This window comes from Faecalibacterium sp. BIOML-A4 (assembly GCF_009679665.1).
In the GTDB taxonomy this organism is placed as follows: domain Bacteria; phylum Bacillota; class Clostridia; order Oscillospirales; family Ruminococcaceae; genus Faecalibacterium; species Faecalibacterium taiwanense.
Map to the genome: position 1 here is coordinate 183,726 of NZ_WKZG01000002.1, position 25,610 is coordinate 209,335.

A 25,610-nucleotide genomic window follows, 5' to 3' on the forward strand; every position below is an offset into this window, starting at 1 on the left:
GTTGTCAACATGTACAGCAGTTACAGCACCCTGCAGCGTAAGCAGCTGACGAAGCAGGTTTATACCGATACCCAGAGTACCTATCTGCTGGTGTATGCACCGGGCCGTCATCAGGCGCTGGAGCACGCACTGGAAAACCAGCTGCACCGCAAGTTCCGGCTGGTGACGGAGCTGGCCCCCGCCCTGACCGACTCGGTGGAGGGCGTGCTGCTGGTCAGTGAAGATCTGGAGTGCACCTCCACCGCCCTGACCTATTTTGCCGCCGCCCTGCGCACCGGTGCCGATTTTGTGGTGTGTGATGCCGCCTTTGGCTTCGATGGCTCCACCGCCCTTTATCTGAGCACCCAGCACATCCCGTGCAGCCGTTGCGCCATGGTATCGCGGAAGCTTCTGGACCGGGTGCGCGCCGCTGCGCGCGGCAGGGACAGCGTGACCGAGCTGCTGCGCCTTGCCACCGCCATGGCGGAAAACTGCCACCGCATCCCGCAGTCTTTGCTGCACTTCCGGCGGGAGTTGTGTGCCGACGATGTGTTCTCTGCAGACGGAAAGCGTGCTTTGATCCTGAGCCACGAGCTGACCATGACCGGTGCGCCCATCGTGCTGACAAGTGCCGTGCCGGTGCTGCGCAGCATGGGCTTTGAAGTGGTGGTGCTTGGCCCTGCGGACGACGGCTCGCTGCCGCTGTTTCTGGATGCCGGTGCCGCCGTAGTGACCCGCAGCGACTGCGTGATGAACTCGTCGCTGTGGGGCCTTGCCACCAGTGCCGATTTTGTGCTGGCCAACACCGTGGTAGAGGCTGCCGCCGTGAGCACCCTGAACGGCTCCTTCGTGCCGGTGCTGTGGTGGCTGCACGATGCCTTTGCAGGCTACCCGTTCATTGCGCACAAGATTCCCAAAACACTGGGCTCCAATGTGCATGTGTGCGCCGTAGGCTCCCACGCCACTGCCGCCATGCACTCGGTGCGGCCGGACTTCAGCATTGAACAGCTGATCTACGGTCTGCCGGACTATGCGCAGGAAAGCTTCCCGCCCTACGATATCAGCTATGCCGGCGGCAGGCCGCTGTTCGTGACCGTAGGTTCCTTTGAGCCGCGCAAGGGTCAGGATATTTTCTGCAACGCCATCCGCCTGCTAAAGCCCGAGGTGCGCCAGAAGGCTGCTTTCCTGTTCGTGGGCAAGGCGGCGGACAAGAGCCTGAAGAACGCCGTGGATGCACTGGTGGAGGACTACCCGGACACCGTTTTCTACCGCAAGCGTCTGGAACGGCCCGAGATTAAATCCCTGATGGATCAGTGCGCCTGCGTGGTATGCGCTTCCCGCGATGATCCCATGCCAACCTTCGTCACCGAGGGCCTGATCTTCGGCAAGCCCTCCATCGTGTCGGAGCACACCGGCACCGCCGGGCTGATCACCGAGGGCGTGGACGGCTTTGTGTACAAAGACGACGACCCGGATCAGCTGGCAAAGGTGCTGGAGCATGCTATTCTGCATCCGGAACAGCTGGCCGCCATGAAAGCTGACTGCCGGAAAATGTACGAGAAATATTATTCCAACGAAGCCTATGTTGCCACCCTGACACGGCTGGTGAACGAATCAACAGACTAAAAACAAGATAAAGGCAAGGGTCGATGCGTGCATCTGCCCTTGCCTTTTTATCATTCCATCAAAATTGCACAAGAAAATTCCAGTTCCGTTCACAAAGACACAGGCCGCGTGTGTTATACTTTTATCAAATCATTCCGCCTGAAAGGAGCCTGTTCTCTCTATGAGCCAACCCGCCTCTGCCGCACCTTCCCGCAAAAAGACAGTGATCTCGCTGCTGGTGCTCGCCGCACTTACCGGCATCATCGTGCTGCTGTTCAAGGACAACTGGGCCGAGATCACCGCAGCGCTTTCGCAGCTGTCCGCATGGCAGGTGCTGGTGGTGCTGGCCATCGGCCTCAGCTACCCGCTGCTGGAGGGGTGCGTGGCGTGGGTCATCGTGCGCAGCCGCATCCCGGGCTTCAGGCTCTGGCAGGGCATCGATACCGCGTGGTGCGGCACCTTTGGCAATGTGGTCACGCTGGGCGCAGGTGCAGTGCCGGTGCAGACATGGTATCTGCACCGCTGCGGCCTGCCGGTTGGCCCGGGCGTGGGCCTGATGACCCTGCAGTACGTGTTCCACAAAACCACCGTGCTGCTGTATGCCACGGTGATGCTGCTGTTTCAGCACAGATGGCTTGCCGCCAACACCACCGGTGTGATGAATTATCTGCCCATGGCATACGCTGTAGTGGCGGCCATCATTGTGGTGCTGGTGCTGGTGTGCGTATCGCCGCTGGTGCAGGATCTTGCCCGCTGGCTGATGCGTCTGCTGCCCAAAACGGAAAAATGGCAGCAGCGCCGCGCCGACTGGCAGCAGCAGCTGGATGTTCTGGGCGAGGAGAGCCGCCGTCTGCTGGCAGATAAGCCCCGCTGCGCTGAAATTCTGGCATTGCAGGCGGTCAAGCTGTTCGGGCTGTTCTGCCTGCCCTACCTGTGCATCCGGTTCATGGGGCTTTCCCCTCTGAGCTTTTTGCAGGTGCAGCTGCTCACCAGCCTGATGCTGTTTTTGTCCAACGCCCTGCCCAATGTGGCCGGCATGGGCTCCATCGAGACGGCATTCCTGCTGGTGTTCGGCAGCTTTCTGGAGCGCGGCGAGGTGATGAGCGTGATGATGCTCTACCGCATCGCCAGCTATTATGTGGTGTTCGCCGCCAGCGCCGTGGGCTTCTTCATCGCTCAGCGGCATCTGGGCCAAATGGGAGCGGAGCTGCCAAAGGAGGCATGACTCTTATGAAGGAAAAAGGCATTCTGTCCCGGTTCAGCATCGTTTTGCTCATCCTGCTGGCGCTGGTGCTCATCCTTCCCTCTGCCCGGATCGACCTTGCATCCAGCATTGAGGCCAGCACACAGGCCAGTGTCCGGGTGGAGCACATTCAGAACTTTGCCCGCTCCGCAGAGATGGACGTTCAGCTGCTCTCTGCCGACGATCCGGCCTATCAGCAGATCGCAAATGTGCTCTCCGGCCTTACCTGTGTCAGGCGGTTCAACCAGCAGTATTCCTCCTACAGCCACGAATACCCGGTGGATTCCGTCACTGTGAGCTACTACGATGATGCCGAGAACAATAACCTCCTGTTCACCGTCTACTCCGATGGCACCGCCATTGTCAACAGCCAGTTCGTAAAGATCAAAGAACCCAAGGGCGGCGCGGAGGAAGTGTATCAAAAGCTGGCGGAGATCGTGAAGTAAACCCTCTCAGGCATCGCTGAGCGATGCCAGCTCCCCCGAAAGGGGGAGCTTCTTTGCATCTGGCTTAAACGTTTTCCTTCAAACCAAAAGTAGTATCTTTCCGTACTTGCGCATGAAGCTCGCCCTTCGGGAGAGCTGCCGCCGCAGGCGGCTGAGAGGGTCGTTTCCCTTATAAAAACAAAAATCGGGGCACGCAGGTGGTCAAGCTGCATGTCCCGTTTTTGTTTTTCTTTTGCACTTGGTGCGGTACCAATCACACCGAATGCCGCGCATCGAGCCGTGGGAGCAAACTAAAACCACAGCTCACTTGAAAAAAGAGAATGGAATGGAGGAATTGGCGTTTGCGCAGCAATGAAAGCCCCAGTGGGGCTTTTAAGCCACAAAGCGGTCTTGCGTAAGCAAGATGGAGTGGCCTCGCCACGACAAACTTGGGGATCACCTGACACAGCTCCGCAGCTCTGCCATGGCGGATCCGGTTTTCGCAGAAGCCCTTGCAGAGGCTTCTGCTTTTCTGGTGCAACGTGGTTAGATTCGTCTAACCTCGTTGCGAGAACAGAATACCACAGCCGGTTAGTCTTGTCAACCCTTATTTTTCGATTTTTTTCGCAAAATAGGTGCACCGCCGGGATTTCAGCGCTTTTTCTACATTCTGCCCAAAGAAAGCCCTTTGCTTTGGAAGAAAACCCACTTGTTATCTATTGCTTTTTAAAGGGGTTCTTGCTATTATAATAACGCAAGATTTTGTGGGCAGGTTTTCATTTTTGTCTACACCTTGTAGTTGGGGCTGCTGTAACCGGCAGTTCAAGACCGTTTTGCCCCCAGAAAGCCGCCATACAGAGCGGTTTTTCAAAGGCTCATTAGTTAGAAAACGCTAACTGCGTAATGGAGCAAGGAGGTTCCAATGATCAATTTTGAACAGTGGGAAGGCTTTGAGGGCCGCATCTGGAAAGAAGAAGTCAATGTGCGCGACTTCATCCAGAAGAACTACACCCCGTATGACGGCGACGAAAGCTTTCTGGCCGGCCCCACCGAGGCAACCGACAAGCTGTGGGGTGCCCTGCAGAAGCTGCAGAAGGCCGAGCGCGCCAAGGGCGGCGTGCTGGATATGGAGACCGAAGTGGTCAGCAGCCTGACCGCTTACGGCCCCGGCTATATCGACGAAAGCCTGAAGGATCTGGAGCAGATCGTGGGTCTGCAGACCGACAAGCCCCTCAAGCGCGCCTTCATGCCCTACGGCGGCATCAAGATGGCAGAGCAGGCTTGCACCACCTACGGCTACCAGCCCAGCGAGGAGCTGCACAAGATCTTTACCGATTATACCCGCACCCACAATCAGGCTGTGTTTGATGCCTACACCCCTGAGATGAAGGCGGCCCGCCACACCCACATCATCACCGGCCTGCCGGACACCTACGGCCGCGGCCGCATCGTGGGCGACTACCGCCGCGTGGCCCTGTACGGCATCGATGCACTGATCAAGTTCAAGCAGGAGGACTTCGCCAACTGCGGCGACGGCACCATGACCGACGACGTGATCCGCCTGCGCGAGGAGATCGCCCGCCAGATCAGCGCCCTGAAGGGCATGAAGAAGATGGCCGAGGCCTACGGCTATGATATCTCTCAGCCTGCAAAGAACGCCAAGGAGGCCTGCCAGTGGCTGTATTTCGGGTATCTGGCCGCCATCAAGACCCAGAACGGCGCTGCCATGAGCGTGGGCCGCATCTCCACCTTCCTGGATATCTACATCCAGCGCGATCTGGACAACGGCACCCTGACCGAGACCCAGGCTCAGGAGCTGATCGACCACATGGTCATGAAGTTCCGCATGGTCAAGTTTGCCCGCATCCCCAGCTACAACCAGCTGTTCTCCGGCGACCCTGTGTGGGCAACGCTGGAAGTGGGCGGCATCGGCATGGATGGCCGCAGCATGGTCACCAAGAACTGCTACCGCTTCCTGCACACGCTGGAAAACATGGGCCCCGCACCGGAGCCGAACCTGACCGTTCTGTACTCCTCCGCCCTGCCGGAGAGCTTCAAGAAATATGCCGCCAAGGTGTCCATCGATACCAGCTCTGTCCAGTACGAGAACGACGACGTGATGAAGCCCGTGTGGGGCGATGATTACTCCATCTGCTGCTGCGTGTCTGCCACCCAGACCGGCAAGGAGATGCAGTTCTTCGGTGCCCGCGCCAACCTTGCCAAGTGCCTGCTGTACGCCATCAACGGCGGTGTGGACGAGAAGAGCCACGAGCAGTGCGGCCCCAACTATGCCCCCATCACCAGCGAGTACCTGAACTACGACGAGGTACTGCCCAAGTATGTCCAGATGCTGGACTGGCTGGCTGGCCTGTACGTCAATGTGCTGAACCTGATCCAGTATATGCATGACAAATACTACTATGAGGAAGCCGAGATGGCCCTCATCGACACCGACGTGCGCCGCACCTTTGCCACCGGCATTGCAGGCTTCTCCCACGTCATCGACTCCCTGAGCGCCATCAAGTACGCCAAGGTGAAGGTAGTGCGTGACGAGTGCGGCCTTGCCACCGGCTTTGAGACCGAGGGCGACTTCCCCAAGTACGGCAACGATGATGACCGCGCCGACGAGATCGGCGTGTGGCTGCTGCGCACCTTCCTGGAGATGATCAAGAAGCGCCACACCTACCGCAACTCTGAGGCTACCACCTCTATCCTGACCATCACCTCTAACGTGGTGTACGGCAAGTACACCGGCGCTCTGCCCGACGGCCGTGCCGCCTTCACCCCGTTTGCTCCCGGTGCAAACCCCAGCTACGGCGCAGAGCAGAACGGCCTGCTGGCTTCCCTGAACTCGGTGGCAAAGCTGCCCTACCACTGGGCACTGGACGGCATCTCCAACACCCAGACCATCAACCCGGACGCTCTGGGTCACAGCGAAGGCGAGCGGGTGGAGAATCTGGTACAGGTCATGGACGGCTACTTCGATCAGGGCGCACACCACCTGAACGTGAACGTCTTTGGCAAGGAGAAGCTGCTGGATGCCATGGAGCACCCCGAGAAGGAGGAGTACGCCAACTTCACCATCCGCGTCTCCGGCTACGCCGTCAAGTTCATCGACCTGACCCGCGAGCAGCAGATGGACGTTATCTCCCGCACCTGCCATGCAGCCCTGTAACCCCATCGGCTATGTCCACTCGCTGGAATCCTTCGGCTCTGTGGACGGCCCCGGTGTGCGCTTTGTGGTGTTTTTGCAGGGGTGTGCCCTGCGGTGCAAATACTGCCACAACCCGGAAACGTGGGCTGCGGAGGGCGGCGAGGAATGGACGGCAGAAAAGCTGTTCCAGCGGGTCTACCGCTACCGCAACTACTGGGGCAAAAAGGGCGGCATCACGGTCAGCGGCGGCGAGCCGCTGCGCCAGATGGAGTTCCTGACGGCATTCTTCGAGCTGGCCCGCTCCAAAGGCGTGCACACGGCTCTGGATACCGCCGGGCAGCCCTTCCGGCCCGATGACCCGGATTATCTGGCCGGTTTCGACCGGCTGATGAAGTCCACCAGTCTGGTCATTCTCGACCTGAAGGAGATCGATCCGGAACGCCACCGGCAGCTCACCGGCAAAGACAATGCCAACATCCTTGCGATGGCGCGGCATATTTCTGACCTCGGCATCCCGCTGTGGATCCGGCATGTGCTGGTGCCCGGCCTGACCGACGACGAGGAGGGCCTGCGCAGGACCGCAGACTTTATCCGCAGCCTGAAAACGGTGCAGCGGGTGGAGGTACTGCCCTACCACACGCTGGGCCTGTTCAAGTGGCAGAAGCTGGGCATCCCTTATCCACTGCCGGACGCCGTGCCGCCCACAGCGGAGCAGGTGAAGCGTGCAGAAGAGCTGCTGGAAGTGAGCCGTTATCCCGGCTAAGCTCCTGATTTGAAAAACGACCGTTTCCGGTGTGCAGAATGCGCCGGGAGCGGTCGTTTTTTCTTGACTTCCCTTCTGTACACCGTTATAATGAAAAAAGTAAAAAAGGAGAAACAGCCATGCAGATTTTCAATACGCTGACCCGCCAGAAAGAAGAATTCGTGCCGCAGGTGCCCGGTGAATACCGCATCTATGTCTGCGGCCCTACCGTTTATAACTATATCCACATCGGCAACGCCCGCCCGCTGATCGTGTTCGATACCCTGCGCCGCTACCTTGAGTACCGCGGCAACAAGGTGTTCTATGTTTCCAACATCACCGATATCGACGACAAGCTCATTAAGAAGGGACAGGAAGAGGGCACCTCCATGAAGGAGGTCGCTCAGCGCTTTGAGGCCGAGTACCTCAAGGATGCCGCCGGCCTCAACTGCAAAAAGCCCACCGTCCAGCCCCGGGCTACCGAGCACATCCAGCAGATCCTGGATATCGTGAAGGATCTGATCGACTCCGGCCACGCTTATGTTGCCAAGAACGGCGATGTGTACTTCCGGGTGAAGAGCGATCCCGAGTACGGCAAGCTGAGCCACCTGAAGCTGGACGATCTGGAGAGCGGCAACCGTGAGCTGCGCAGCCAGATGGACGACGACCTGAAGGAGGACCCCGCAGACTTTGCCGTGTGGAAGGCCGCAAAGCCCGGTGAACCTGCATGGGAGAGCCCCTACGGCATGGGCCGTCCGGGCTGGCATATCGAGTGCAGCGCCATGAGCCGCACCCATCTGGGCAAGACCATCGATCTGCACTGCGGCGGTCAGGATCTGATCTTCCCTCACCACGAGAACGAGATCGCCCAGAGCGAGTGTGCCAACGGCTGCGAGTTCGCCCGCTACTGGATGCACAACGGCTTCATCAACGTGGACAATCAGAAGATGTCCAAGAGCCTGCACAACTTCTTCACCGTGCGGGACGTGGCGGACGTCTACGGCTACGAACCCATCCGCTATTTCATGCTGACCGCAGGCTACCGGATGCCGCTGAACTACACCGTGGATCTCATCGAGAGCTGCAAAAACAGTCTCGAGCGCCTGTACACCTGCCGCGAAAATCTGGACTTTGCCCTGACCAAGGATGCCTTTGGCACCGACGAGACTCTGAAGGAAAAGGCTGCCGAGGCCCGCACCAAGTTCTGCACTGCCATGGACGATGACCTGAACACCCCGGATGCACTGGCTGCCGTGTTCGATCTGGTCAAGGAGATCAATACGCTGTCGGCTGTTTCCTCCAAGGATGCCCTGCAGACCGCCGCCGCTGCGTTCGACGAGATCACCGGCGTACTGGGTCTGCTGTACAACCGCAAGAAGGACGAGGTGCCCGCCGAGGTAACTGAGCTGGTAGAGAAGCGTGCCGCCGCCAAGAAGGCCAAGGACTGGGCCACTGCCGATGCCATCCGTGCACAGCTGACCGAACTGGGCTGGGCGGTCAAGGATACCGCACAGGGCCCGCAGCTGAGCAAGCTCTAAATTAAAGTAAAGCTATTCGCGGCATGTTGCGGATGGCTTTACTTTTTTGCACGCATTTGCCATAATAAGGAAGACGATCAGCTTTGCGGAGGGAACAGCAATGAAGGTCATGGTTTTTGACGTAGGAGGCACCGAGATCAAATATTCGGTCATGGACGAGCAGATGAACCGTTTCGATGCCGGTTCCGTACCCACGCCGCAGGATACGCAGGAGCATTTTCTCGACACAATATACGCTCTGTATGCACCGCATAAGGATGAAGTGGACGGTATCGCCATGGCGCTGCCCGGCTTTGTGGATGCCAACACCGGCTATGTCTCCAACGGCGGGGCACTTCTGTACAACACCAGCACGCAGGTAGGGCAGCTGGTGCGCGAAAGATGCGGCTGCCGTGTCACGCTGGAAAACGACGGCAAGGCTGCAGCCATTGCAGAGCTGCGGGCCGGTGCCTTGCAGGGCTGCTGCAATGCGGCAGTGTTTATCATCGGCACCGGCGTGGGCGGCGGCATCATTGCCAATGGCCAGCTGGTGCGCGGCGTGCACTTTACCGCCGGAGAGTACAGCTTTGTGAACACCAACGCCGACGAGTGGGAGAATGCCGAAAAAACCATGGCCTGCCAGTGCAGCACCAAATACCTGCTCAAGTGGTATCGCGCCCGCAAGGGCCTGCCTGCCGATGCCCCCATGAACGGTAAACTCTTTTTTGATGCCGCCAATGCCGCCGAGCCGGAAGCGCTGGAAGTGCTGGAACGGTTCTGCAGGATGGTGGCCGTGCAGATCTACAACCTGACCGTATTGCTGGATGTGGAAAAGGTAGCCATCGGCGGCGGCATCAGCAAGCAGCCGCTGCTGCTGGACAGTCTGCGCCGGGTATATGCCGGGCTGTTTGCTTCCCGTGGGGAATCACCTTACATGATCGGTCTGCCCCGCTGCGAGATCGTGCCCTGCCATTTCAGCAGCGAAGCCAATCAGGTGGGAGCATTGTATATCTATCTGCAGGCGGAAAGCAAAACCATTTAATGGCTTCCGCTTCGCTCTAGCCATATTCAGCGGAACAATTATTTTTACAAAGCAAACTCCGGCAGACTGCGGTCTGCCGGAGTTTGCTTTTTCACAGGATAGAGCCGTATTGGAAAACGGCATCCTCCCTTAGATTTACTTATTGGTCAGCCGGTTGAAGTGCGGCTTTTCGTCTTCTTCCTTCTTCGGTTCCGGCTTTTCCGCCGGGGTCAGGCGCACCTCGGTCACGCGGCGCTTGGCCGTGCGGGTAACGACACCGTCGTACTCGCCCAGCGTGAACCGGTCGCCCACCTTGGGCAGATGGCAGGTTTTTTCCTGCACCAGACCGTTCACCGTATTGGAATCGATGTCTTCATCCTCCGGCAGGCCCAGCCTCTCATACAGGTCGTCCACACCGGCACTGCCCAGCACGATCCAGCTGCCGTCCGACTGCCTGCGGAAGTCCTCGGTCGCTTCGTCGTGCTCATCCCAGATCTCGCCTACCAGCTCTTCCAGAATGTCTTCCAGCGTGATGATGCCCTCGGTACCGCCGTACTCGTCCACCACCACCGCCATGTGATGGTGCTGCTCGCGCAGGGTGCGCAGCAGCTGGGAGATCTGGGTGGAGCCGGTGGTATAAAGGGTGGGCTTCACAAGGTCTTCCAGCGTGGTATCCTTGCGCAGACGGCCAAGGTAAAAGTCCTTTTCATGTACCACACCGATGATGTTGTCAATGGTGCCGTGGTAGACGGGCAGACGGGAATATCCCGATTCCGCAAAGGTATCGGCCACCTCATCCAGCGAGAGATCGTCCTCCACCGCGATCACATCCACGCGGGGCGTGAGGATCTCCTCCACCTCCACATCGTCGAACTCAATGGCGCTGCGGATGAGCTGGCTTTCCCGGTCGGTCAGCTCGCCGTCGTTCTCGGCCTCGCTGACCATGGTCATCAGCTCACCCTCAGTGATGGTGTCCTCCTCGGTGCTGCGGATGAAATGCCCCAGCAGGCGCTTCCACTGGCTGAACAGCCAGGTCAGCGGGGTGAACAGGATCATGAGCAGGTTCAAAAAGGGCGAAACCGCCGTGGCAACCGTCTCCGGCATCTCCTTTGCAAGGCTCTTGGGGGTCACCTCGCCAAAGATCAGAACCACAATGGTCAGCACGAAGGTGGACACCGTCGCGCCCCGCTCCGGGTCCAGCAGGCGGGTGAACAGCACTGTGCCAATGGATGCTGCGGCAATGTTGACGATATTGTTGCCGATGAGGATGGTGGAGAGCAGCTTGTCGTACTTTTCCGACATAGCCAGCACGCGGGCTGCTGCCGAATCGCCGTCCTCGGCGCGGCTTTTCAGGCGGATCTGGTTCAGGGAAGAAAATGCGGTCTCAGAGGCGGAGAAAAAGGCGGAAAATGCCACCAGAATGATCAGCGCCGCCAAAAGCGTAATACTGCCATCGTCCATAAAAAGGGAAATCACACTCAACTTTCTGTTTTTATTAAAGAACAGACTCCCTCAGTCTGCTTCGCAACCAGCTCCCTCAAAGAGGGAGCCTTGCCGCGCGATGACGGAAGGAGTTCTTTCCGTATACAAAAATGTGCTCCCCATCGTTGCTGTTCCGCGATGAAAAGCACATCAATGTTATTTGTAATCATACCATATTCTGTACGGTGGTGCAAGCTTTCTTGCCGCAAAGTCCGTACAGAACAGGTAAAATTTACATTATCGCAGGGTCAAAGCGCCATTCTCGCAGTCTACCGTCAGGGTGTTGCCCTCGGTATAGCTGCCCTGAATGATGGCCTTGGCGATCAGGGTCTCCACGCGGCTCTGGATGAACCGCTTGATGGGACGTGCGCCATAGACGCTGTCGTAAGCAGAATCGATGATGAAGTCCTTGGCAGCGGTGGTGACCTCCAGCTTGAGGTGCTTGCCCTCGTCCATGCGCTTGCGCAGATCCTGCAGCTGCAGATCCACGATCCTGCGCATCTCGTCCTTGGTCAGGCTCTTGTAGTAGACGATCTCATCCAGACGGTTCAGAAATTCGGGGCGGAACTTGCTCTTCAGCAGCTGGTCGATCTGGTGCTTTGCTTCCTCGCTCAGCTCGTTAGAGCCGTTGGCACGGCGCTGCTCCAAATCGTTCAGGATGATGTCGCTGCCCAGATTGGAGGTGAGGATGATGACCGTGTTCTTGAAGTCCACGGTGCGGCCCTGACTGTCGGTGATGCGGCCATCGTCCAGCACCTGCAGCAGGATGTTGAACACATCGGGGTGGGCTTTTTCCACCTCATCGAACAGCACCACGCTGTAGGGCTTGCGGCGCACAGCCTCGGTCAGCTGGCCGCCCTCTTCGTAACCGACGTATCCCGGAGGCGCGCCGATCAGACGGCTGACGCTGAACTTCTCCATATACTCGGTCATATCGATTCGCACCATGTTGCGCTCGTCGTCAAACAAGGCCTGTGCCAGTGCCTTGGCCAGCTCAGTCTTGCCCACGCCGGTGGGGCCGAGGAACAGGAAGCTGCCGATGGGGCGGTTGGGGTTGGCGATACCGGCGCGGCTGCGCAGGATGGCCTCGCTCACCTTGGTCACAGCCTCGTCCTGACCGATGACCCGCTGGTGCAGCACATCGTCCAGATGCAGCAGCTTCTCGCGCTCACCCTCCACCAGTTTCTCCACCGGGATGCCGGTCCAGCGGGCCACGATGCGGGCGATCTCCTCGTCGGTCACACGGTCACGCAGCAGGCTGTCCTCCTTCTTGGCTGCGGCGATCTTCTCTTCCTCTTCCAACTGTTTCTGCAGCTGGGGCAGCTTGCCATATTTCAGCTCAGCGGCCTTGTTCAGGTCGTACTCGCGCTGAGCCTTTTCAATGTCGGCATTGGTCTGCTCGATCTGCTCACGCAGGGATTGCACCTTGCCGATGGCGTTCTTCTCGTTCTCCCACTTTGCCTTCATGCTGCGGAACTTGTCCTGCAGCTCGGCCAGCTCCTTTTCCAGATCCTTCAGGCGGCTCTGGCTCAGGGCATCGGTCTCCTTTTTCAGGCTCACCTGCTCGATCTGCAGCTGGGTGATGCGGTGGGCCAGATCGTCCATCTCGCTGGGCATGCTGTCCATCTCGGTCTTGATCATGGCGCAGGCTTCATCCACAAGGTCGATAGCCTTATCCGGCAGGAAACGATCCGTGATATAGCGGTCGGAAAGGGTGGCAGCGGCGATCAGGGCGCTGTCGTTGATCTTCACGCCGTGGAACACCTCGTAGCGTTCCTTCAGGCCGCGCAGGATGGAGATCGTGTCCTCCACGGTGGGCTCATCCACCTGTACCGGCTGGAAGCGGCGCTCCAGAGCGGGGTCTTTCTCGATATACTGGCGATACTCGTCCAGCGTGGTGGCACCGATGCAGTGCAGCTCGCCCCGGGCCAGCATGGGCTTGAGCAGGTTGCCTGCATCCATGGCACCATCGGTCTTGCCGGCACCCACGATGGTGTGCAGCTCATCGATGAAGAGGATGATCTTGCCCTCGCTCTTCTTCACCTCGTTCAGCACGCTCTTCAGGCGCTCCTCGAACTCGCCGCGGTACTTTGCACCGGCCACCAGAGCGCCCATGTCCAGACTGAACACGATGCGGTCCTTCAGGTTTTCAGGCACATCGCCGCGCACGATACGCTGTGCAAGGCCCTCTGCAATGGCGGTCTTGCCAACGCCGGGCTCACCGATCAGGCAGGGGTTGTTCTTGGTCTTACGGGACAGGATGCGGATCACGTTGCGGATCTCCTGATCACGGCCGATGACGGGGTCCAGCTTCTGCTTGCGGGCAAGGTCTACCAGATCCTGACCATACTTCTGCAGGGCGTTGTAGGTCTCCTCGGGATTGTCGTTGGTCACACGCTGGTTGCCGCGCACTGCTGTGAGCTGCTGCAGGAACTTATCTTTCGTGATGCTGAACGCACGGAACAACTCGGTGGTGTTCTGGGTCTGCTCGTCCAGCAGACCAAGGAACACATGCTCCACGCTGATATAGTCGTCCTTCATGGCCTTGGCTTCTCGGGCGGCGGCGCTGAGCACCTTATCGGCAGCCTGCGAGATATAGACCTTGTCGGGGTCACGGCCGGAGCCGGAGACCCGGGGCAGAGCCGAAAGCTTTTCGGCCACGGCGGCAGAAAAGCTGCCGGGGTCAACATTCAGCTTCTGCAGCAGCTGCGGGATCAGGCCCTGCTCCTGCGAAGCGAGGGCGTGCAGCAGATGTTCAGGTTCCAATTGATTGTGCTGGTACTCCACAGCCAGCTGCTGCGCTGCCTGCAGAGCCTCCAGCGTTTTCTGTGTATATTGATTGGTATTCATAAAGTCAAGCCTCCATTCATACCGGAAGGTTTATTTTAGCGGACACGATAGTCATCTGCTAAAAGCCCGGTGCAGAGATGCTGCCGAACGGGAAGCAGCGGCTATTCTTCAGTTGTTTCACGGTTTCAAGCACCTCCTGCCGAACTGGTTTTACTTGTTTTAGCACTCTATCTGTTCGACTGCTAAAACTATACTCCTGTTTTCCCACTTTGTCAATAGGGTTCATAAAAAGTTTGCAAATCACAGTTTTTTCAGCAAAAAAAGCACCACACAGCTTTTTCAGCCGTGTAGTGCATCCTTGCAACTTAAGGTAAAAGATGAACCGCCACCCTGGCCGGTGACGGTTCGTTTTAGAACTATAACCCAAAAGGGCTGACCGCTTGTCGCAGTGCCTTTTCTATTTCTAGTATAGTTACTTTTTATAAATTTGTCAAGGCTTTACGTTCAGCCCTGCTTTTTCCAGCGGCGCATCACGCCCATGCCAAGCGCATAGGGGCCGGTGTGCACGGCAATGGTGCAGCCGATCTGCAGCAGGCCCACTTCGCACTGTGCGCCGGGGTACTTTGCACGCAGGGCCGCGCGGGTCTGCATCCACAGGCGCTTGCCTTCCTCTTCGTCGTAGCCGTAGCCTACGGTGATGCGGTAGTCGTCCGGGGTGCCGCCGTGGGCATCCAGATAGTTCATCAGCTGTTCCAGCGCTTTTTCAAAGCTCTTCTGTCGGCCGCGGGCCACGCCGCCGGAGAAGATCTCGCCATCCTTGAACAGGATCATCGGCTTGATGCCCAGCATGTTGGCTGCACGGCCCGTCACCTTGCCAATGCGGCCGCCCTTAATGAGATAGTCCAGATTGCCTACCGTGAAGAAGATCTGGTTGGTAGCTTTCTCTGCTTCCAGCCATGTCACGGTCTCGTCCAGCGTGCAGCCTGCGTCCCGCATGGCCACGGCGTTTTCCACCATGGTGGACTCGGTAACGGTAGCCGCCGCGCTGTCAATGACCTCAATGCGGGCATCGGGGAAATCTTCCAGCACCAGATCCCGGGCATTGCGGGCGCTACCCACACAGCCGCTCATCTTGCTGGTGAACACCAGACACAGCACATCCCGGCCAGCAGCAGCATGGGCACGGAATGCCTGCTCAAAGTCCTCAATGGAAGCAAGGCTGGTTTTGGGGTAGGCCGAAGGGTTGTCCACCATGAACTGGTAGAAGTCCCGCACGGCGATCTCCTTGCCTTCTTTGCGGTAGTGCTCGCCGTCCAGCGAGACATAGAAGGGCACGACCTCGATTTGGAGCTGTTTGGCAGTGTCCAGCGTCAGGTCGCATGCGCTGTCGGTAATGATATCAAACATCTGTGACGCTTCCTTTTCTGAATCATTCAGGAGCTTTGCAGGGGATCATACGTGGTGGATATAAGCCTCACGCTCGGCACCCACAGAGATGTAGGTGATCTTGCAGCCGACAGCCTTTTCCAGATATTCCACGTAATCGCGTGCTTCCTTGGGCAGGTCTTCCCACTTGCGGGCTGCGGTGATATCACAGTGCCAGCCGGGCAGGTACTCCACCACGGGCTGTGCGGTGTCCAGAGCTTCGCCCATGGGGAAGCGGGTGGTGGTGCTGCCATCGGTCAGCTTGTAGGCAGTGACCATGGGGATCTTTTCCATGTAGTCCAGCACGTCCAGCAGGGTCAGAGCAACTTCATCGCAGCCCTGGCAGAACACGCCGTAGCGGCTTGCCACCAGATCGATGGGGCCAACGCGGCGGGGACGGCCGGTGGCTGCACCGTACTCGTGGCCAGCCTCACGCAGGTCGTGCTTTTCCTCTTCGGTCATAGCCAGCTCGGCAGTGAAGGGGCCGTCACCCACGCAGGAGGAGTAAGCCTTCATCACGCCGATGGAGTTGTGCAGCTTGTGGCCCGGGATGCCTGCGCCGATGGGGGCGTAAGCACCGATGACGTTGGAAGAGGTGGTATAGGGGTAAATGCCGAAATCGATGTCGCGCAGAGCGCCCAGCTGAGCCTCGAACAGGACCTTCTTGCCTGCAGCGTCTGCATCGGCCAGATACTGGCCCACATCGCAGATGTAATCCTTGAAGATGGCGGCATACTTTTCGAGCCATGCCCACATCTCATCCACGCTGATGGGAGCGGCGTTGTAGCTGCCCTCCATGACCAGATTCTTGGAATCCACCATGGTGACGAGGCGCTTCTTCACAGCGTCGTCCAGATGCAGCAGGTCGCCCATGCGCAGGGTCTTCTTCATGTACTTGTCGCCGTAAGCGTAGGCAATGCCGCGCTTGGTGGAGCCGAACTGTGCGCCGGTTTTGGACAGACGTGCTTCTTCCAGACCGTCCTGCTCCACATGGTAGGGCATGGTGATGGTTGCACGGTCGGAGATCTTCAGGTTTGCCGGGCTGATCTCAACACCCTGCTCCCGCAGCTTGTTGATCTCGCCGTCCAGATGATGCGGGTCGATGACCATGCCGTTGCCCATAACGCAGACCACGTTCGGACGCAGGATGCCGGAGGGCAGCAGATTCAGCACGAACTTGCCGCGCTCGTTCTTGACCGTGTGACCGGCGTTGTTGCCGCCCTGATAACGTGCAACGATGTCATACTCCTGGCTGATGAGGTCGACCATGCGGCCCTTGCCTTCATCGCCCCAGTTGATACCCGTAATTGCAGTAAGCATAATAAATGACCTCTTTATCATTTTTTCAAAAGACAGCCTTTTCCGTGCACCTTGCCCGGGATACGCCACCTTGGGAAAACACATCAGCAGGCATACACAAAACACATACCAATGCAAGTATAGTATAGCACAGATCGCCGTGCAAAAAAAGAGGAAAACACAGCTTTTGGCTGCGTTTTCCTCCAAAAAAGTGTGCGCAAAATTGTGCGTTCAGCTGCGGGGGTTCTCAAGGTCGGCACGGCGGGTCACCTTGTGGATGGTGCCGTCCGGCTCCTGAATGGAGGTGTTGGCCAGCTGCGCGCGCAGGCTGGCCTTCATGTCGTCGATGTATTCGCGGCGCAGGGCCTGCTGCTCTGCCTTTTCGGCCTCGGTCAAGCCGGTGGTCTTGCTCTTTTTTGCCAGCTCGTTGATGCGGGCGATCTTTTCCTGTGTCATGGTGCCTCCTGTATTTTCAAGCGGAATATGTTATAATAAGAAAGCAAACCCTCTCAGTCATTGCTGTGCAATGCCAGCTCCCCCGAAAGGGCGAGCTTTTTAAGGAATTTTCTCAATCAGTATAGCAAAGGATGATAAAAATGGCAACTCAATTGAATTTTGCACAGCAGATGGATGCCGTGCTCAAAACGCTGGACGGCACCCGGCCGCGCCTTTTGCTCCACGCCTGCTGCGGCCCCTGCTCCAGCGCAGTGCTGGAACAGCTGTGCCAGTATTTTGAGATCACAGTGCTTTACTATAACCCCAACACATGGCCTGCAGAGGAATACCACCGTCGCGGCGAAGAGCTGAAGAAGTTCGTGGCAGCAGCCCATCCTCTGGGCGTGACCGTGGTGGAGGACCACTACGACCCGCAGGAGTTCTACTCTGCTGTCACCGGCCTTGAAAACGAGCCGGAGCGGGGCAGCCGGTGCACGATCTGCTACCGGCTGCGGATGCGCCGGGCGGCGCAATACGCCAGTGAGAACGGCTTCGACTGGTTCACCACCACACTGTCCATCAGCCCGCATAAAGATGCCAAGCGCATCAATGCCATCGGGCAGGAGCTGGAAGCCGAGTTCGGCGTAAAGCATCTGCCTTCGGACTTCAAAAAGCACAACGGCTATCTGCGCAGCCTGCAGCTTTCGGAGGAATACGGCCTGTACCGGCAGGATTACTGCGGGTGCGAGTTCAGCGCGAAAGCACGTGGCATTGAGAAATAACCCTCTCAGTCATTGCTGTGCAATGCCAGCTCCCCCGAGAGGGGAGCTTTTTCTACTTCCCAACGGTTATTTTCTTTACTGAAAAGAGAATACCAAACGGTTTTAGCGCATAAAGCTCCCCCCCTTCGGGGGAGCTGGCGCGATAGCGCCTGAGAGGGTTTATTCCTCCGGCAATCTAGCCACCAGCAGGGTGAACACGATCAGGCCCACGCAGGGCACGATGTTGGAAGCCATACCGGCGGCAAGGCCAGCCTTTTCGGCTACGATGCCAATGATCCACGGCATGAGGATGGCACCGCTGGATGCCACCGGCAGCATGATGCCCATGCTGGTCACGCTGGTCATGCGGCCCGCGCTGGCCACAGCGGTGGGGTTCAGGCCCGCCATGGAGAACGCAAACGCAAACAGCAGCACGATGGCCATGCCCTGCGTGTGGGCCATGACCAGCAGCACATAAAAGATCGTACACAGCACGCTCATGCCCACCATGGCCTTGCGCGGGCTCTTGAACGGGAACACGAATGCGATCAGCAGACGGGCCACCAGCGTGGCACCCCACATGACCGTGACGGTGTAAGCCGCCAGTGTGCCCACAATGATGCCGCTGCCCTTGAAGTAAGTGACCATCCAGCCGTTGACGCTCTGCTCTGCAGCGTTCTGGAAGAACAAAAGGCCGGTCAGCATCCAGAATCGTGCCGAACGCAGAAAGCTCCAGTCAATGGCCTGCTTTTCCTTGGCATTCTTGGTCTTGCCGCCGCCCAGCGGGGTAAAGGCATATACCAGCCACAGCACAAGTCCCAGTGCCGCCAGCAGGAACACCGCCAGCTCAGTGCTCACCTTCGCCGCTGCCGCAATGAGGAAGGGGCACAGCAGCGCACCGCAGGCGTAGCAGCTGTGCATCAGGTTCATGCCGCGGGTGCGGTCGGCAGAGTGATCGCTGACCAGAATGGTGCAGGTGTTGATAACACTGCCCTTGGCAATGCCCACCACAAAGAAAGCCACTGCCAGCAGGATCTCTACACCGGTCAGGCCCATGATGCCGTAGCCCACCGCATAGCCGATGGTGAGCAGCAGCACACTGGGCTTCATGCCCAGTACACTGGGCAGCATACCAATGAGCAGGCCTGCCAGCAGATTACCCACACTCATAAGTGAGAGCAGGGTGCCGGTCATGCCGTAGGCAAAGCCGTAGCGCTCCTGCAGCAGGCTGACCACCACGCCCGCACTGATGGCACAGATGCCACTGAAGAAGAAAGTAAGAAAGCCTGTATTCCGCAGGCGTGCAGACTGTTGTTCCATAATCGTCCTCTTTCTGTGAAAATATCCTCCTTCTATTTAACCATAATTCCGCATCATTGCAACCGGATTTTCTTACAAAAAGTTGCAAAAAGCCCGCCGGACATTTCTGCACGGCGGGCTTTGGTTTTTACAGTTTACTCTGCCTTGGTCTCGGGCTTTGCCTCAGCCTTGGCTTCCGGCTTTGCTGCGGGGGCAGCAGCGGGAGCGGCGGGCTTCACCACGGGCTTCGGGGGATTGGGGTCATCCTTCAGCGGGAAGAGGATGATGTGCTTGGGGCACTTCTGGGCACACATGCCGCAGCCCTTGCACTTGTCATAGTCGATGCGGGCCACGCCGTCCACCACGTGGATAGCGTCGAACTTACAGGTGCGCTCGCACATACCGCAGGCAATGCAGGAGGTGGTGCAGGCCTTCATGGCCACAGGACCCTTGTCCTTGTTGGAGCACATGACCACCGGCTTGCGCGGGCCGCCCACGTCGATCATGATGACCTGCTTGGGGCAGATGTTTGCGCAGGCACCGCAGCCGGTGCACTTGTCCTTGTCCACCTTGGCAACACCGTCCACAATGTGGATAGCATCGAACTTACACACCTTGGTGCAGTCGCCCAGACCAATGCAGGCAAAGGAGCAGGTCTTGGGGCCGCCGTACAGTGCAGCAGCGGCTGCACAGGTCTGGATGCCCTTGTAATCATAAGCAGGCTTGCAGTGCTCGGAATTGCCCTGACACTGGACAACCGCCTTCTTTTCCACAGCGCTGGCCGTGCCGCCCATGATCTTGGCAATGGCAGCGGCAGCCTTGGGGCCGCCGGGTGCGCACTTGTCGCAGGGCACGCCGTCCATGACCACAGCCTTTGCGTAGTCCGCACAGCCTGCGTAGCCGCAGCCGCCGCAATTTGCACCGGCAAGGCAGTTGGTAACTTCTTCAATGCGGGGGTCTTCCTCCACCGCCATGAACTTGGACGCTGCGACCAGAACGATCGCGCCGACTGCGCCCACGATGGTACACAGGATAACAGCAGATACAATATTCATAATCCTGTTCCTCCCTTACAGCGTGACATTGAACAGGTTTTCGACGATGCCGCCGAAGCCCATGAAGGACAGGCTGGTGATTGCTGCTGCGATCAGGGTGATGGGCAGGCCCTTGAAGGGTGCCGGGGGATCGCAGGCTTCCACGCGCTTGCGCACGCCGCTGAACATGACCATGGCCAGCATGAAGCCGCAGCCTGCGCCGATGGCACAGACCAGAGCCTCAATGTAAGCAACACCGAAGCCCATAGCAGCCACATCTGCGCCGTAGTCGCCCACGACCAGAATGGTGACCGCCAGAACACAGCAGTTGGTGGTGATCAGGGGCAGATAAACGCCCAGAGAGTTATACAGTGCAACCACGTACTTCTTGAGGAAGATCTCGATGAACTGCACCAGAACAGCAATGACCAGAATGAACACGATGGTCTGCAGGTAGCTCAGACCAGCCGGGTCCAGAATGAAGATCTGGATGGGGAAGGTAACGGCCGTTGCCATGAACATGACGAAGATGACGGCGCCGGACATACCAACCGCAGAATCCAGCTTTTTGGAAACGCCCAGGAACGGGCAGATACCGTAGAACTTCACCAGCACGTAGTTGTTGACCAGGATCATGCTGAAGAAGATCGCAGCGAGTTTTACTAACATCTTATTCTGCCTCCTTCTTCAGGTTATCAAGGTCGCAGCAGCTCTTGCGCTCGATGCGGGCATCCAGCTTGCCTTCCAGCCACACACAGCCGGCCATCAACAGGCCAAAGCAGAAGAATGCGCCGGGAGCCTGCGTCATGATGGAGACCTTGGCAACGCTTTCCGGGATCACCTGGAAGCCCAGCCATGTGCCACTGCCCAGGATCTCACGGATGGATGCCATCAGGGTAGCGGTGAGGGTGTAGCCAACGCCCATGCCCACGCCGTCCAGTGCGGAGTCCACGATGCTGTTCTTGCAGGCGAACATCTCGGCACGGCCCAGAATGATACAGTTGACAACGATCAGGGGCAGGAACACACCCAGAGCGTTGTACAGGCTTTCCATGTAAGCCTGCATGAACATCTGAACGATGGTCACGAAGCTTGCGATAATGACGATGTAGCAGGGCAGATGCACCTTGCCGGGGATCACCTTGCGCAGCAGGGAGATCATGATATTGGAGCACACCAGCACGAAGGTGAAGGCGGCACCCATGCCCAGAGCGCTGGAAACTGCAGTGGTAACTGCCAGAATGGAGCAGGTACCCAGAACCAGACGCAGAACGGGGTTTTCTTTGATAATGCCGTTGGTAAGGATGCTTACCTTGGACTTATTTTCTTGTGCCATTTCTTACCAACCTCCTTTACGCCAGCTCGTTGTAGCAGTTGACACAGTCATTGATGGCAGCAAACAGAGCGGTGGACGAAATGGTTGCGCCGCTGTAGGCATCGTAATCCTGATTCATCACAATGTTCTGGGTGCCATCCATGCCGTCGAACTGCGCCAGGAAGTCGTCACTGCTCACGTTGGAGCCGATGCCCTTGGTCTGGGTGGAAGCGTCTACCCACATGCCGGTCTCGGCGCCGTTGGCATCAAAGCCCATGATGACGGTCAGGATGCCGCCGTCAAAGCCCTTTTCCTCGGCCTTGATGGCAGTGCTGCCGTCCGGAGCCTTGACCACGCCGGTGATGCCGGCGGTGGTGTAATCGGTCACTTCTTCCAGCTCGCTGGCATCCGAAACGGAGGGCAGCACGCCGACATAAGCGGCCAGAGTGGTGCGCTTGGTGTTCTCGGCAATGACCGGGGCGGTCATGCCGTTCACCAGTGCCAGCAGCAGGCTGGCGATCAGGGAGATAACGCTCAGCACAACGATGGGCTTGATGGTGCTCTCCCAGTTGGAAGACTTACTCATTTGCCAGCACCCTCCTTTGCTTTCTTTGCAGGCTTGATGTAGCCATACGGGGTCTGACGGGTCAGATCGTTGATGTAGGGAACCCACAGGTTCATGAACAGCAGTGCGAAGGACACGCCCTCGGTGTAGCTGCCCCAGTAACGGATGGCAAAGGTGACGATGCCCAGTGCCACGCCGTACACCAGCTTGCCCTTCAGGGTGAAGGGGCTGGTAACGTAGTCGGTAGCCATGAACACGGCACCGAACAGCAGGCCGCCGCTCAGCACGGCAACCAGAGCCTCGTGCACACTGTGGGTAGCAATGAGGTAGAACACGAACATGCTGCCGACGTAAGAAGCCGGGATGGCGATGCTGATGGTCTTGGTGGCCACCAGATAAATCAGGCCCAGCACGATGGCCAGTGCGCAGGTCTCGCCCAGCACACCGCCGTGGATGCCCATGAACAGATCCAGCAGGCTCAGCTTGGACTTATCGGCCACAGCCAGCGGGGTAGCGCTGGACAGCTGGTCCACCGCTGCATCCGGGAACACCCACTTGTTCATGGAACCGGCAAAGCTGATGAACAGCACGATACGGCCCACCAGAGCGGGGTTTGCAAAGTTCATGCCGATGCCGCCGAACAGCTGCTTGACGATGACGATGGCCACCAGATCACCGATGATGAGCTGGCCGATGGGCATGCCCACGGGCACGTTCATGGCCAGAATGATGCCGGTGACGACGGCGGACAGGTCGCTGATGGGGTTGGTCTTCTTGAGCAGCTTGCAGTACAGCCACTCAAAGGCCACGCAGGCCACCACGGACACGGCTGTTACCAGCAGTGCGCGCATACCAAAAATGATGGCAGAGGCCACCACGCAGGGGCACAGGGCGACGATCACGTTGGCCATCAGGCTCTGGGTGGTCTCTTCGCTGCGCACATGCGGGGAAGCCGAAACAATAAGCTTCGTATCCATTACTTATTGCCTCCTTTTTTGATTTCACCAAGGTAGAACGCCTTTGCCAGACTCATCATCTGGGTAACAGGGCGCTTTGCCGGGCAGACGAAAGAGCAGCTGCCGCAGTTGAAGCAGTAGTCTGCATGCAGCTTGCCCAGCTCCTGCACATCGCGTGCAGCGTATGCCTGATTGACCTCCACAGGCTCCAGACCCATGGGGCAGTACTCCACGCAGCGGCCGCAGCGGATGCAGGGATTCACCGGTGCAGGCTCTGCAGCGGCCTTGCTCAGGAAGATCAGGCCGGAGGTGGTCTTGGTGGTGGGGTAGCTCAGGTTCTCCACAGCGGGGCCCATCATGGCACCGCCGGCAACCACTTTGCCCAGCTCGCCCTTGACACCCGCAAAATCAATGATGTCCTGATAGGCAGTGCCCACGGGGACAACGATGTTCTGGGGCTTTGCACAGGCATCACCGTCCACGGTGATGGTGCGCTCGACCACCGGCATACCGGTAGCCAGATACTTGCCAAGGGTGGAAACGCTGGTCACGTTCATGACGATGGCACCGGCATCTGCGGGCAGACCGCCGTGGGGCACTTCGCGGCCCAGACACTTTTCAATAAGGATCAGCTCTGCGCCGGTGCCGTAGACACTGGGCAGGGGCTTGACCTCGATGGTGCTGTCGCCATTGGTCTTTTTGCACAGCAGGTCGATGCACTCGGGCTTGTTGTTCTCAATGCCGATGACGCACTTCGGGATGCCGGTGTACTGCAGCACGGCCTTGATGCCGCGGATGATATCATCGCTGCAGTTCAGCATCTCCTGCGTATCGCTGGTCAGCCACACTTCGCACTCGGAAGCGTTGATCAGCAGGGTATCCACCTGCTGCTTGGGCTGCAGCTTTACGTCGGTCGGGAAGCCTGCGCCGCCCAGACCGACCAGGCCGCACTCACGCACAGCCTTGAGGAAACTGGCCTTATCGGTCACTTCCGGTGCCTTGACAGCCGGGTCCACGGTCTGTTTGCCATCGGTCTTGATGACGACAGAGTCGCACATGCGGCCATTGGACAGACGGAAGGGCTCCACTGCGGCAACCGTGCCGGAGACACTGGAGTGGATGTTTGCAGAGACGAAGCCGCCAGCCTCGCCGATCTTAGTGCCAACGAATACCTCGTCGCCCTTTTTGACCAGAGCTTTGGCGGGAGCGCCGATATGCTGGCTCATGAGGATGCGTACCTGCGCGGGCAGAGGCATCGGGACCGGTTTGCTTGCAGCAGTTGCCTTGTCATGCGGCGTATGCGCGCCAAGCGCCGCACGTTTCAGCTTGTTCAACATGGAATTCAAATCCCCCATTCTGCTTGAATTGCCGCCCCCACGCCCATGCAGGCGCACTGGTACAGGGGCAGCAGCTGCTTAACATGTTTATTGTATCATTTTGGCGTGGGAAGTCAACGACAATGGCACAAAAATGATGTATTTTCCTGAACTTTCTTTTCATTTTTTCGTGGTTATATACAACTAACCACCGTATTTTTCTTCCTGTATCCGGTGTTTGCCTTTGTATGCGGATTATGCTATACTAAGGGCAACCAAAAACTGCGGAACGTCCCCCGCTCCGCGCCAGACTTACCAAGGAGGCTTGAAACGATGAAGGTTCTCAAAGCACTGCTCGCCGTCCTCACTGCTCTGGCGGTGGCCCTGACCGCCGCGCTGCTGTTCATTCAGGATAAGAATGCACCCCGTTATATCCAGATCTACGAGAACGAGCAGTAACACCCGTCTTGCACAAAAAGCATCCCCCAGCCTGAACGGCAGCGCCGCACGGGCTGGGGGATGTGTTGTTTTATGGCATACAAAAAACACCGCCGTGTCTCCCTCAGCGGTGTTTTTAAGCAAAATATTCCTTTTAGTAATCTTTTTCGCAGCCCAGCAGGTATTTCATGTGCTCAAAGGTGCGGTCATGCCCAAGGTCACGCACCATTTTCAGCAGTTCTTCCAGCAGAGCGCGGGTCTCCGGGTGGAGCAGGTAGTGGGTCTTGCTGCGCTCGTAGTATTCCCACGGGGAAGCGTCCGTGTACTTGTCGCCCAGATAGATCTGGCTGGCAGCCACGCGGTCGCACACCATTTCGCACACATAGCGCAGGGGCATCTTCATGCCGGCAAGGCCCACCTTCCGGGTGCTGTAATCGATCCAGTATTCCAGATGGTGCTTGTTGCGGCCCTTGTGGTGCAGCCACGCGGAGGAATAGCCCCGTGCCGCGCGCTCCGCTTCGTTGGGGCTGTGGTCACCCTGATAATAGATGCAGCCCGGAATGAACTCGGTAGGGCTGTACTTGCTCAGGTCGTGGGCAAGGCCCTGCTCATAGAGCCCGCAGGCAAAGCAGTATTTCATCACCAGCAGCTTGTGCCGGGTGATGGTCTCAAAATGGCCCTTGATGTTCATTTGGTGCTCCTCCTAATAACCCTCTCAGCCATCGCTGCGCGATGTCAGCTCCCCCGAAGGGGGAGCTTTTTCCCTGCGAATCGGCAAGTTTTTCCTGCAAACAGAAGGTTTTCTTTTC

General features: G+C 58.1%; 22 protein-coding genes. 9 read left to right on the plus strand and 13 right to left on the minus strand.

The genetic code is table 11. The features are described 5' to 3' along the window. Window positions 1–9: 9 nt before the first annotated feature. From GKG34_RS02600 to GKG34_RS02630, 7 genes are all read left to right on the plus strand, one after another. Window positions 10–1,605: a glycosyltransferase family 4 protein gene (locus GKG34_RS02600; protein ID WP_154255531.1), complete on the plus strand. Its 1,596-nt coding sequence runs from the start codon at window positions 10–12 to the stop codon at window positions 1,603–1,605. Window positions 1,606–1,765: 160 nt separating this feature from the next. Further along, window positions 1,766–2,809 (plus strand): lysylphosphatidylglycerol synthase transmembrane domain-containing protein, encoded by a 1,044-nt coding sequence (locus tag GKG34_RS02605; RefSeq protein WP_154255532.1) that lies wholly within the window; start codon window positions 1,766–1,768, stop codon window positions 2,807–2,809. 5 nt (window positions 2,810–2,814) lie between these two features. Further along, entirely contained in the window at window positions 2,815–3,273 is a 459-nt protein-coding gene (locus GKG34_RS02610) for a hypothetical protein (RefSeq protein ID WP_154255533.1), read from the plus strand. A 901-nt stretch (window positions 3,274–4,174) separates the two neighbouring features. Further along, window positions 4,175–6,427, plus strand: a complete 2,253-nt coding sequence (gene pflB, locus GKG34_RS02615) for a formate C-acetyltransferase (protein WP_154255534.1) — start codon at window positions 4,175–4,177, stop codon at window positions 6,425–6,427. Further along, window positions 6,414–7,169 (plus strand): pyruvate formate-lyase-activating protein, encoded by a 756-nt coding sequence (gene pflA / locus GKG34_RS02620; RefSeq protein ID WP_005943928.1) that lies wholly within the window; start codon window positions 6,414–6,416, stop codon window positions 7,167–7,169. Before pflB ends, pflA begins: the two co-directional genes overlap by 14 nt. A 119-nt stretch (window positions 7,170–7,288) precedes the next feature. After that, window positions 7,289–8,686: a cysteine--tRNA ligase gene (gene cysS / locus GKG34_RS02625; RefSeq protein WP_005943925.1), complete on the plus strand. Its 1,398-nt coding sequence runs from the start codon at window positions 7,289–7,291 to the stop codon at window positions 8,684–8,686. 100 nt (window positions 8,687–8,786) lie between these two features. Next, a complete protein-coding gene (locus tag GKG34_RS02630) occupies window positions 8,787–9,707 on the plus strand; it encodes an ROK family protein (protein ID WP_154255535.1) in 921 nt (306 codons plus the stop codon). A 135-nt stretch (window positions 9,708–9,842) separates the two neighbouring features. Here GKG34_RS02630 and GKG34_RS02635 read toward each other — a convergent pair whose 3' ends face one another. The 5 genes from GKG34_RS02635 to GKG34_RS02655 form a co-directional block, all read right to left on the minus strand. Beyond that, the gene (locus tag GKG34_RS02635) at window positions 9,843–11,147 is read right to left on the minus strand and encodes a hemolysin family protein (protein WP_005943918.1); all 1,305 of its coding nucleotides are present in this window, start codon (window positions 11,145–11,147) and stop codon (window positions 9,843–9,845) included. A 258-nt stretch (window positions 11,148–11,405) separates the two neighbouring features. Beyond that, entirely contained in the window at window positions 11,406–14,018 is a 2,613-nt protein-coding gene (clpB, locus tag GKG34_RS02640) for an ATP-dependent chaperone ClpB (protein WP_005943912.1), read from the minus strand. 444 nt (window positions 14,019–14,462) lie between these two features. Further along, window positions 14,463–15,365 carry a DegV family protein gene (locus GKG34_RS02645; RefSeq protein ID WP_005943906.1) on the minus strand — a complete coding sequence of 301 codons (903 nt, stop codon included), beginning with the start codon at window positions 15,363–15,365 and terminating at the stop codon, window positions 14,463–14,465. Between the two features lie 45 nt (window positions 15,366–15,410). Further along, window positions 15,411–16,703, minus strand: coding sequence for an adenylosuccinate synthase (locus GKG34_RS02650; RefSeq protein ID WP_044953951.1), 1,293 nt, complete (start codon window positions 16,701–16,703; stop codon window positions 15,411–15,413). Window positions 16,704–16,913: 210 nt separating this feature from the next. Next, window positions 16,914–17,138, minus strand: a complete 225-nt coding sequence (locus tag GKG34_RS02655; protein WP_005943900.1) for a DUF896 domain-containing protein — start codon at window positions 17,136–17,138, stop codon at window positions 16,914–16,916. A 131-nt stretch (window positions 17,139–17,269) separates the two neighbouring features. Between GKG34_RS02655 and GKG34_RS02660 the strand changes: the two genes are divergently transcribed. After that, window positions 17,270–17,899, plus strand: a complete 630-nt coding sequence (locus GKG34_RS02660) for an epoxyqueuosine reductase QueH (RefSeq protein ID WP_005943897.1) — start codon at window positions 17,270–17,272, stop codon at window positions 17,897–17,899. Between the two features lie 159 nt (window positions 17,900–18,058). Here the strand turns inward: GKG34_RS02660 and GKG34_RS02665 are convergent, their stop codons facing one another. The 7 genes from GKG34_RS02665 to rsxC all read right to left on the minus strand — a co-directional run bounded on the left by GKG34_RS02665 (window position 18,059) and on the right by rsxC (window position 24,402). After that, window positions 18,059–19,198 (minus strand): MFS transporter, encoded by a 1,140-nt coding sequence (locus GKG34_RS02665; RefSeq protein WP_154255536.1) that lies wholly within the window; start codon window positions 19,196–19,198, stop codon window positions 18,059–18,061. A gap of 134 nt (window positions 19,199–19,332) precedes the next feature. After that, complete coding sequence (locus tag GKG34_RS02670) at window positions 19,333–20,232, minus strand: RnfABCDGE type electron transport complex subunit B (RefSeq protein WP_154255537.1); 900 nt, start codon at window positions 20,230–20,232, stop codon at window positions 19,333–19,335. Between the two features lie 15 nt (window positions 20,233–20,247). Further along, window positions 20,248–20,880: an Rnf-Nqr domain containing protein gene (locus tag GKG34_RS02675; RefSeq protein ID WP_005943888.1), complete on the minus strand. Its 633-nt coding sequence runs from the start codon at window positions 20,878–20,880 to the stop codon at window positions 20,248–20,250. Between the two features lies 1 nt (window position 20,881). After that, window positions 20,882–21,547: an electron transport complex subunit E gene (locus GKG34_RS02680; protein WP_005943886.1), complete on the minus strand. Its 666-nt coding sequence runs from the start codon at window positions 21,545–21,547 to the stop codon at window positions 20,882–20,884. Window positions 21,548–21,563: 16 nt separating this feature from the next. After that, a complete protein-coding gene (locus tag GKG34_RS02685; protein ID WP_005943884.1) occupies window positions 21,564–22,112 on the minus strand; it encodes an FMN-binding protein in 549 nt (182 codons plus the stop codon). After that, window positions 22,109–23,068, minus strand: a complete 960-nt coding sequence (locus tag GKG34_RS02690) for an RnfABCDGE type electron transport complex subunit D (protein WP_005943882.1) — start codon at window positions 23,066–23,068, stop codon at window positions 22,109–22,111. Before GKG34_RS02690 ends, GKG34_RS02685 begins: the two co-directional genes overlap by 4 nt. Then, window positions 23,068–24,402 carry an electron transport complex subunit RsxC gene (rsxC, locus tag GKG34_RS02695; protein WP_005943880.1) on the minus strand — a complete coding sequence of 445 codons (1,335 nt, stop codon included), beginning with the start codon at window positions 24,400–24,402 and terminating at the stop codon, window positions 23,068–23,070. The genes GKG34_RS02690 and rsxC overlap by 1 nt, the downstream gene beginning before the upstream one ends. Before the next feature lie 294 nt (window positions 24,403–24,696). Here rsxC and GKG34_RS16020 point away from each other — a divergent pair, with 294 nt between their 5' ends. Next, window positions 24,697–24,822 (plus strand): hypothetical protein, encoded by a 126-nt coding sequence (locus GKG34_RS16020; RefSeq protein WP_005943878.1) that lies wholly within the window; start codon window positions 24,697–24,699, stop codon window positions 24,820–24,822. Between the two features lie 133 nt (window positions 24,823–24,955). Here GKG34_RS16020 and GKG34_RS02700 read toward each other — a convergent pair whose 3' ends face one another. Beyond that, complete coding sequence (locus GKG34_RS02700) at window positions 24,956–25,492, minus strand: DUF5662 family protein (protein WP_005943876.1); 537 nt, start codon at window positions 25,490–25,492, stop codon at window positions 24,956–24,958. Window positions 25,493–25,610: the final 118 nt, after the last annotated feature.

Coding starts and splice junctions, on each gene's coding strand:
- GKG34_RS02600 (WP_154255531.1), top strand. CDS start 10: ATGTACAGCAGTTACAGCACCCTGCAGCGTAAGCAGCTGACGAAGCAG.
- GKG34_RS02605 (WP_154255532.1), top strand. CDS start 1,766: ATGAGCCAACCCGCCTCTGCCGCACCTTCCCGCAAAAAGACAGTGATC.
- GKG34_RS02610 (WP_154255533.1), top strand. CDS start 2,815: ATGAAGGAAAAAGGCATTCTGTCCCGGTTCAGCATCGTTTTGCTCATC.
- pflB (WP_154255534.1), top strand. CDS start 4,175: ATGATCAATTTTGAACAGTGGGAAGGCTTTGAGGGCCGCATCTGGAAA.
- pflA (WP_005943928.1), top strand. CDS start 6,414: ATGCAGCCCTGTAACCCCATCGGCTATGTCCACTCGCTGGAATCCTTC.
- cysS (WP_005943925.1), top strand. CDS start 7,289: ATGCAGATTTTCAATACGCTGACCCGCCAGAAAGAAGAATTCGTGCCG.
- GKG34_RS02630 (WP_154255535.1), top strand. CDS start 8,787: ATGAAGGTCATGGTTTTTGACGTAGGAGGCACCGAGATCAAATATTCG.
- GKG34_RS02635 (WP_005943918.1), bottom strand. CDS start 11,147: ATGGACGATGGCAGTATTACGCTTTTGGCGGCGCTGATCATTCTGGTG.
- clpB (WP_005943912.1), bottom strand. CDS start 14,018: ATGAATACCAATCAATATACACAGAAAACGCTGGAGGCTCTGCAGGCA.
- GKG34_RS02645 (WP_005943906.1), bottom strand. CDS start 15,365: ATGTTTGATATCATTACCGACAGCGCATGCGACCTGACGCTGGACACT.
- GKG34_RS02650 (WP_044953951.1), bottom strand. CDS start 16,703: ATGCTTACTGCAATTACGGGTATCAACTGGGGCGATGAAGGCAAGGGC.
- GKG34_RS02655 (WP_005943900.1), bottom strand. CDS start 17,138: ATGACACAGGAAAAGATCGCCCGCATCAACGAGCTGGCAAAAAAGAGC.
- GKG34_RS02660 (WP_005943897.1), top strand. CDS start 17,270: ATGATAAAAATGGCAACTCAATTGAATTTTGCACAGCAGATGGATGCC.
- GKG34_RS02665 (WP_154255536.1), bottom strand. CDS start 19,198: ATGGAACAACAGTCTGCACGCCTGCGGAATACAGGCTTTCTTACTTTC.
- GKG34_RS02670 (WP_154255537.1), bottom strand. CDS start 20,232: ATGAATATTGTATCTGCTGTTATCCTGTGTACCATCGTGGGCGCAGTC.
- GKG34_RS02675 (WP_005943888.1), bottom strand. CDS start 20,880: ATGTTAGTAAAACTCGCTGCGATCTTCTTCAGCATGATCCTGGTCAAC.
- GKG34_RS02680 (WP_005943886.1), bottom strand. CDS start 21,547: ATGGCACAAGAAAATAAGTCCAAGGTAAGCATCCTTACCAACGGCATT.
- GKG34_RS02685 (WP_005943884.1), bottom strand. CDS start 22,112: ATGAGTAAGTCTTCCAACTGGGAGAGCACCATCAAGCCCATCGTTGTG.
- GKG34_RS02690 (WP_005943882.1), bottom strand. CDS start 23,068: ATGGATACGAAGCTTATTGTTTCGGCTTCCCCGCATGTGCGCAGCGAA.
- rsxC (WP_005943880.1), bottom strand. CDS start 24,402: ATGGGGGATTTGAATTCCATGTTGAACAAGCTGAAACGTGCGGCGCTT.
- GKG34_RS16020 (WP_005943878.1), top strand. CDS start 24,697: ATGAAGGTTCTCAAAGCACTGCTCGCCGTCCTCACTGCTCTGGCGGTG.
- GKG34_RS02700 (WP_005943876.1), bottom strand. CDS start 25,492: ATGAACATCAAGGGCCATTTTGAGACCATCACCCGGCACAAGCTGCTG.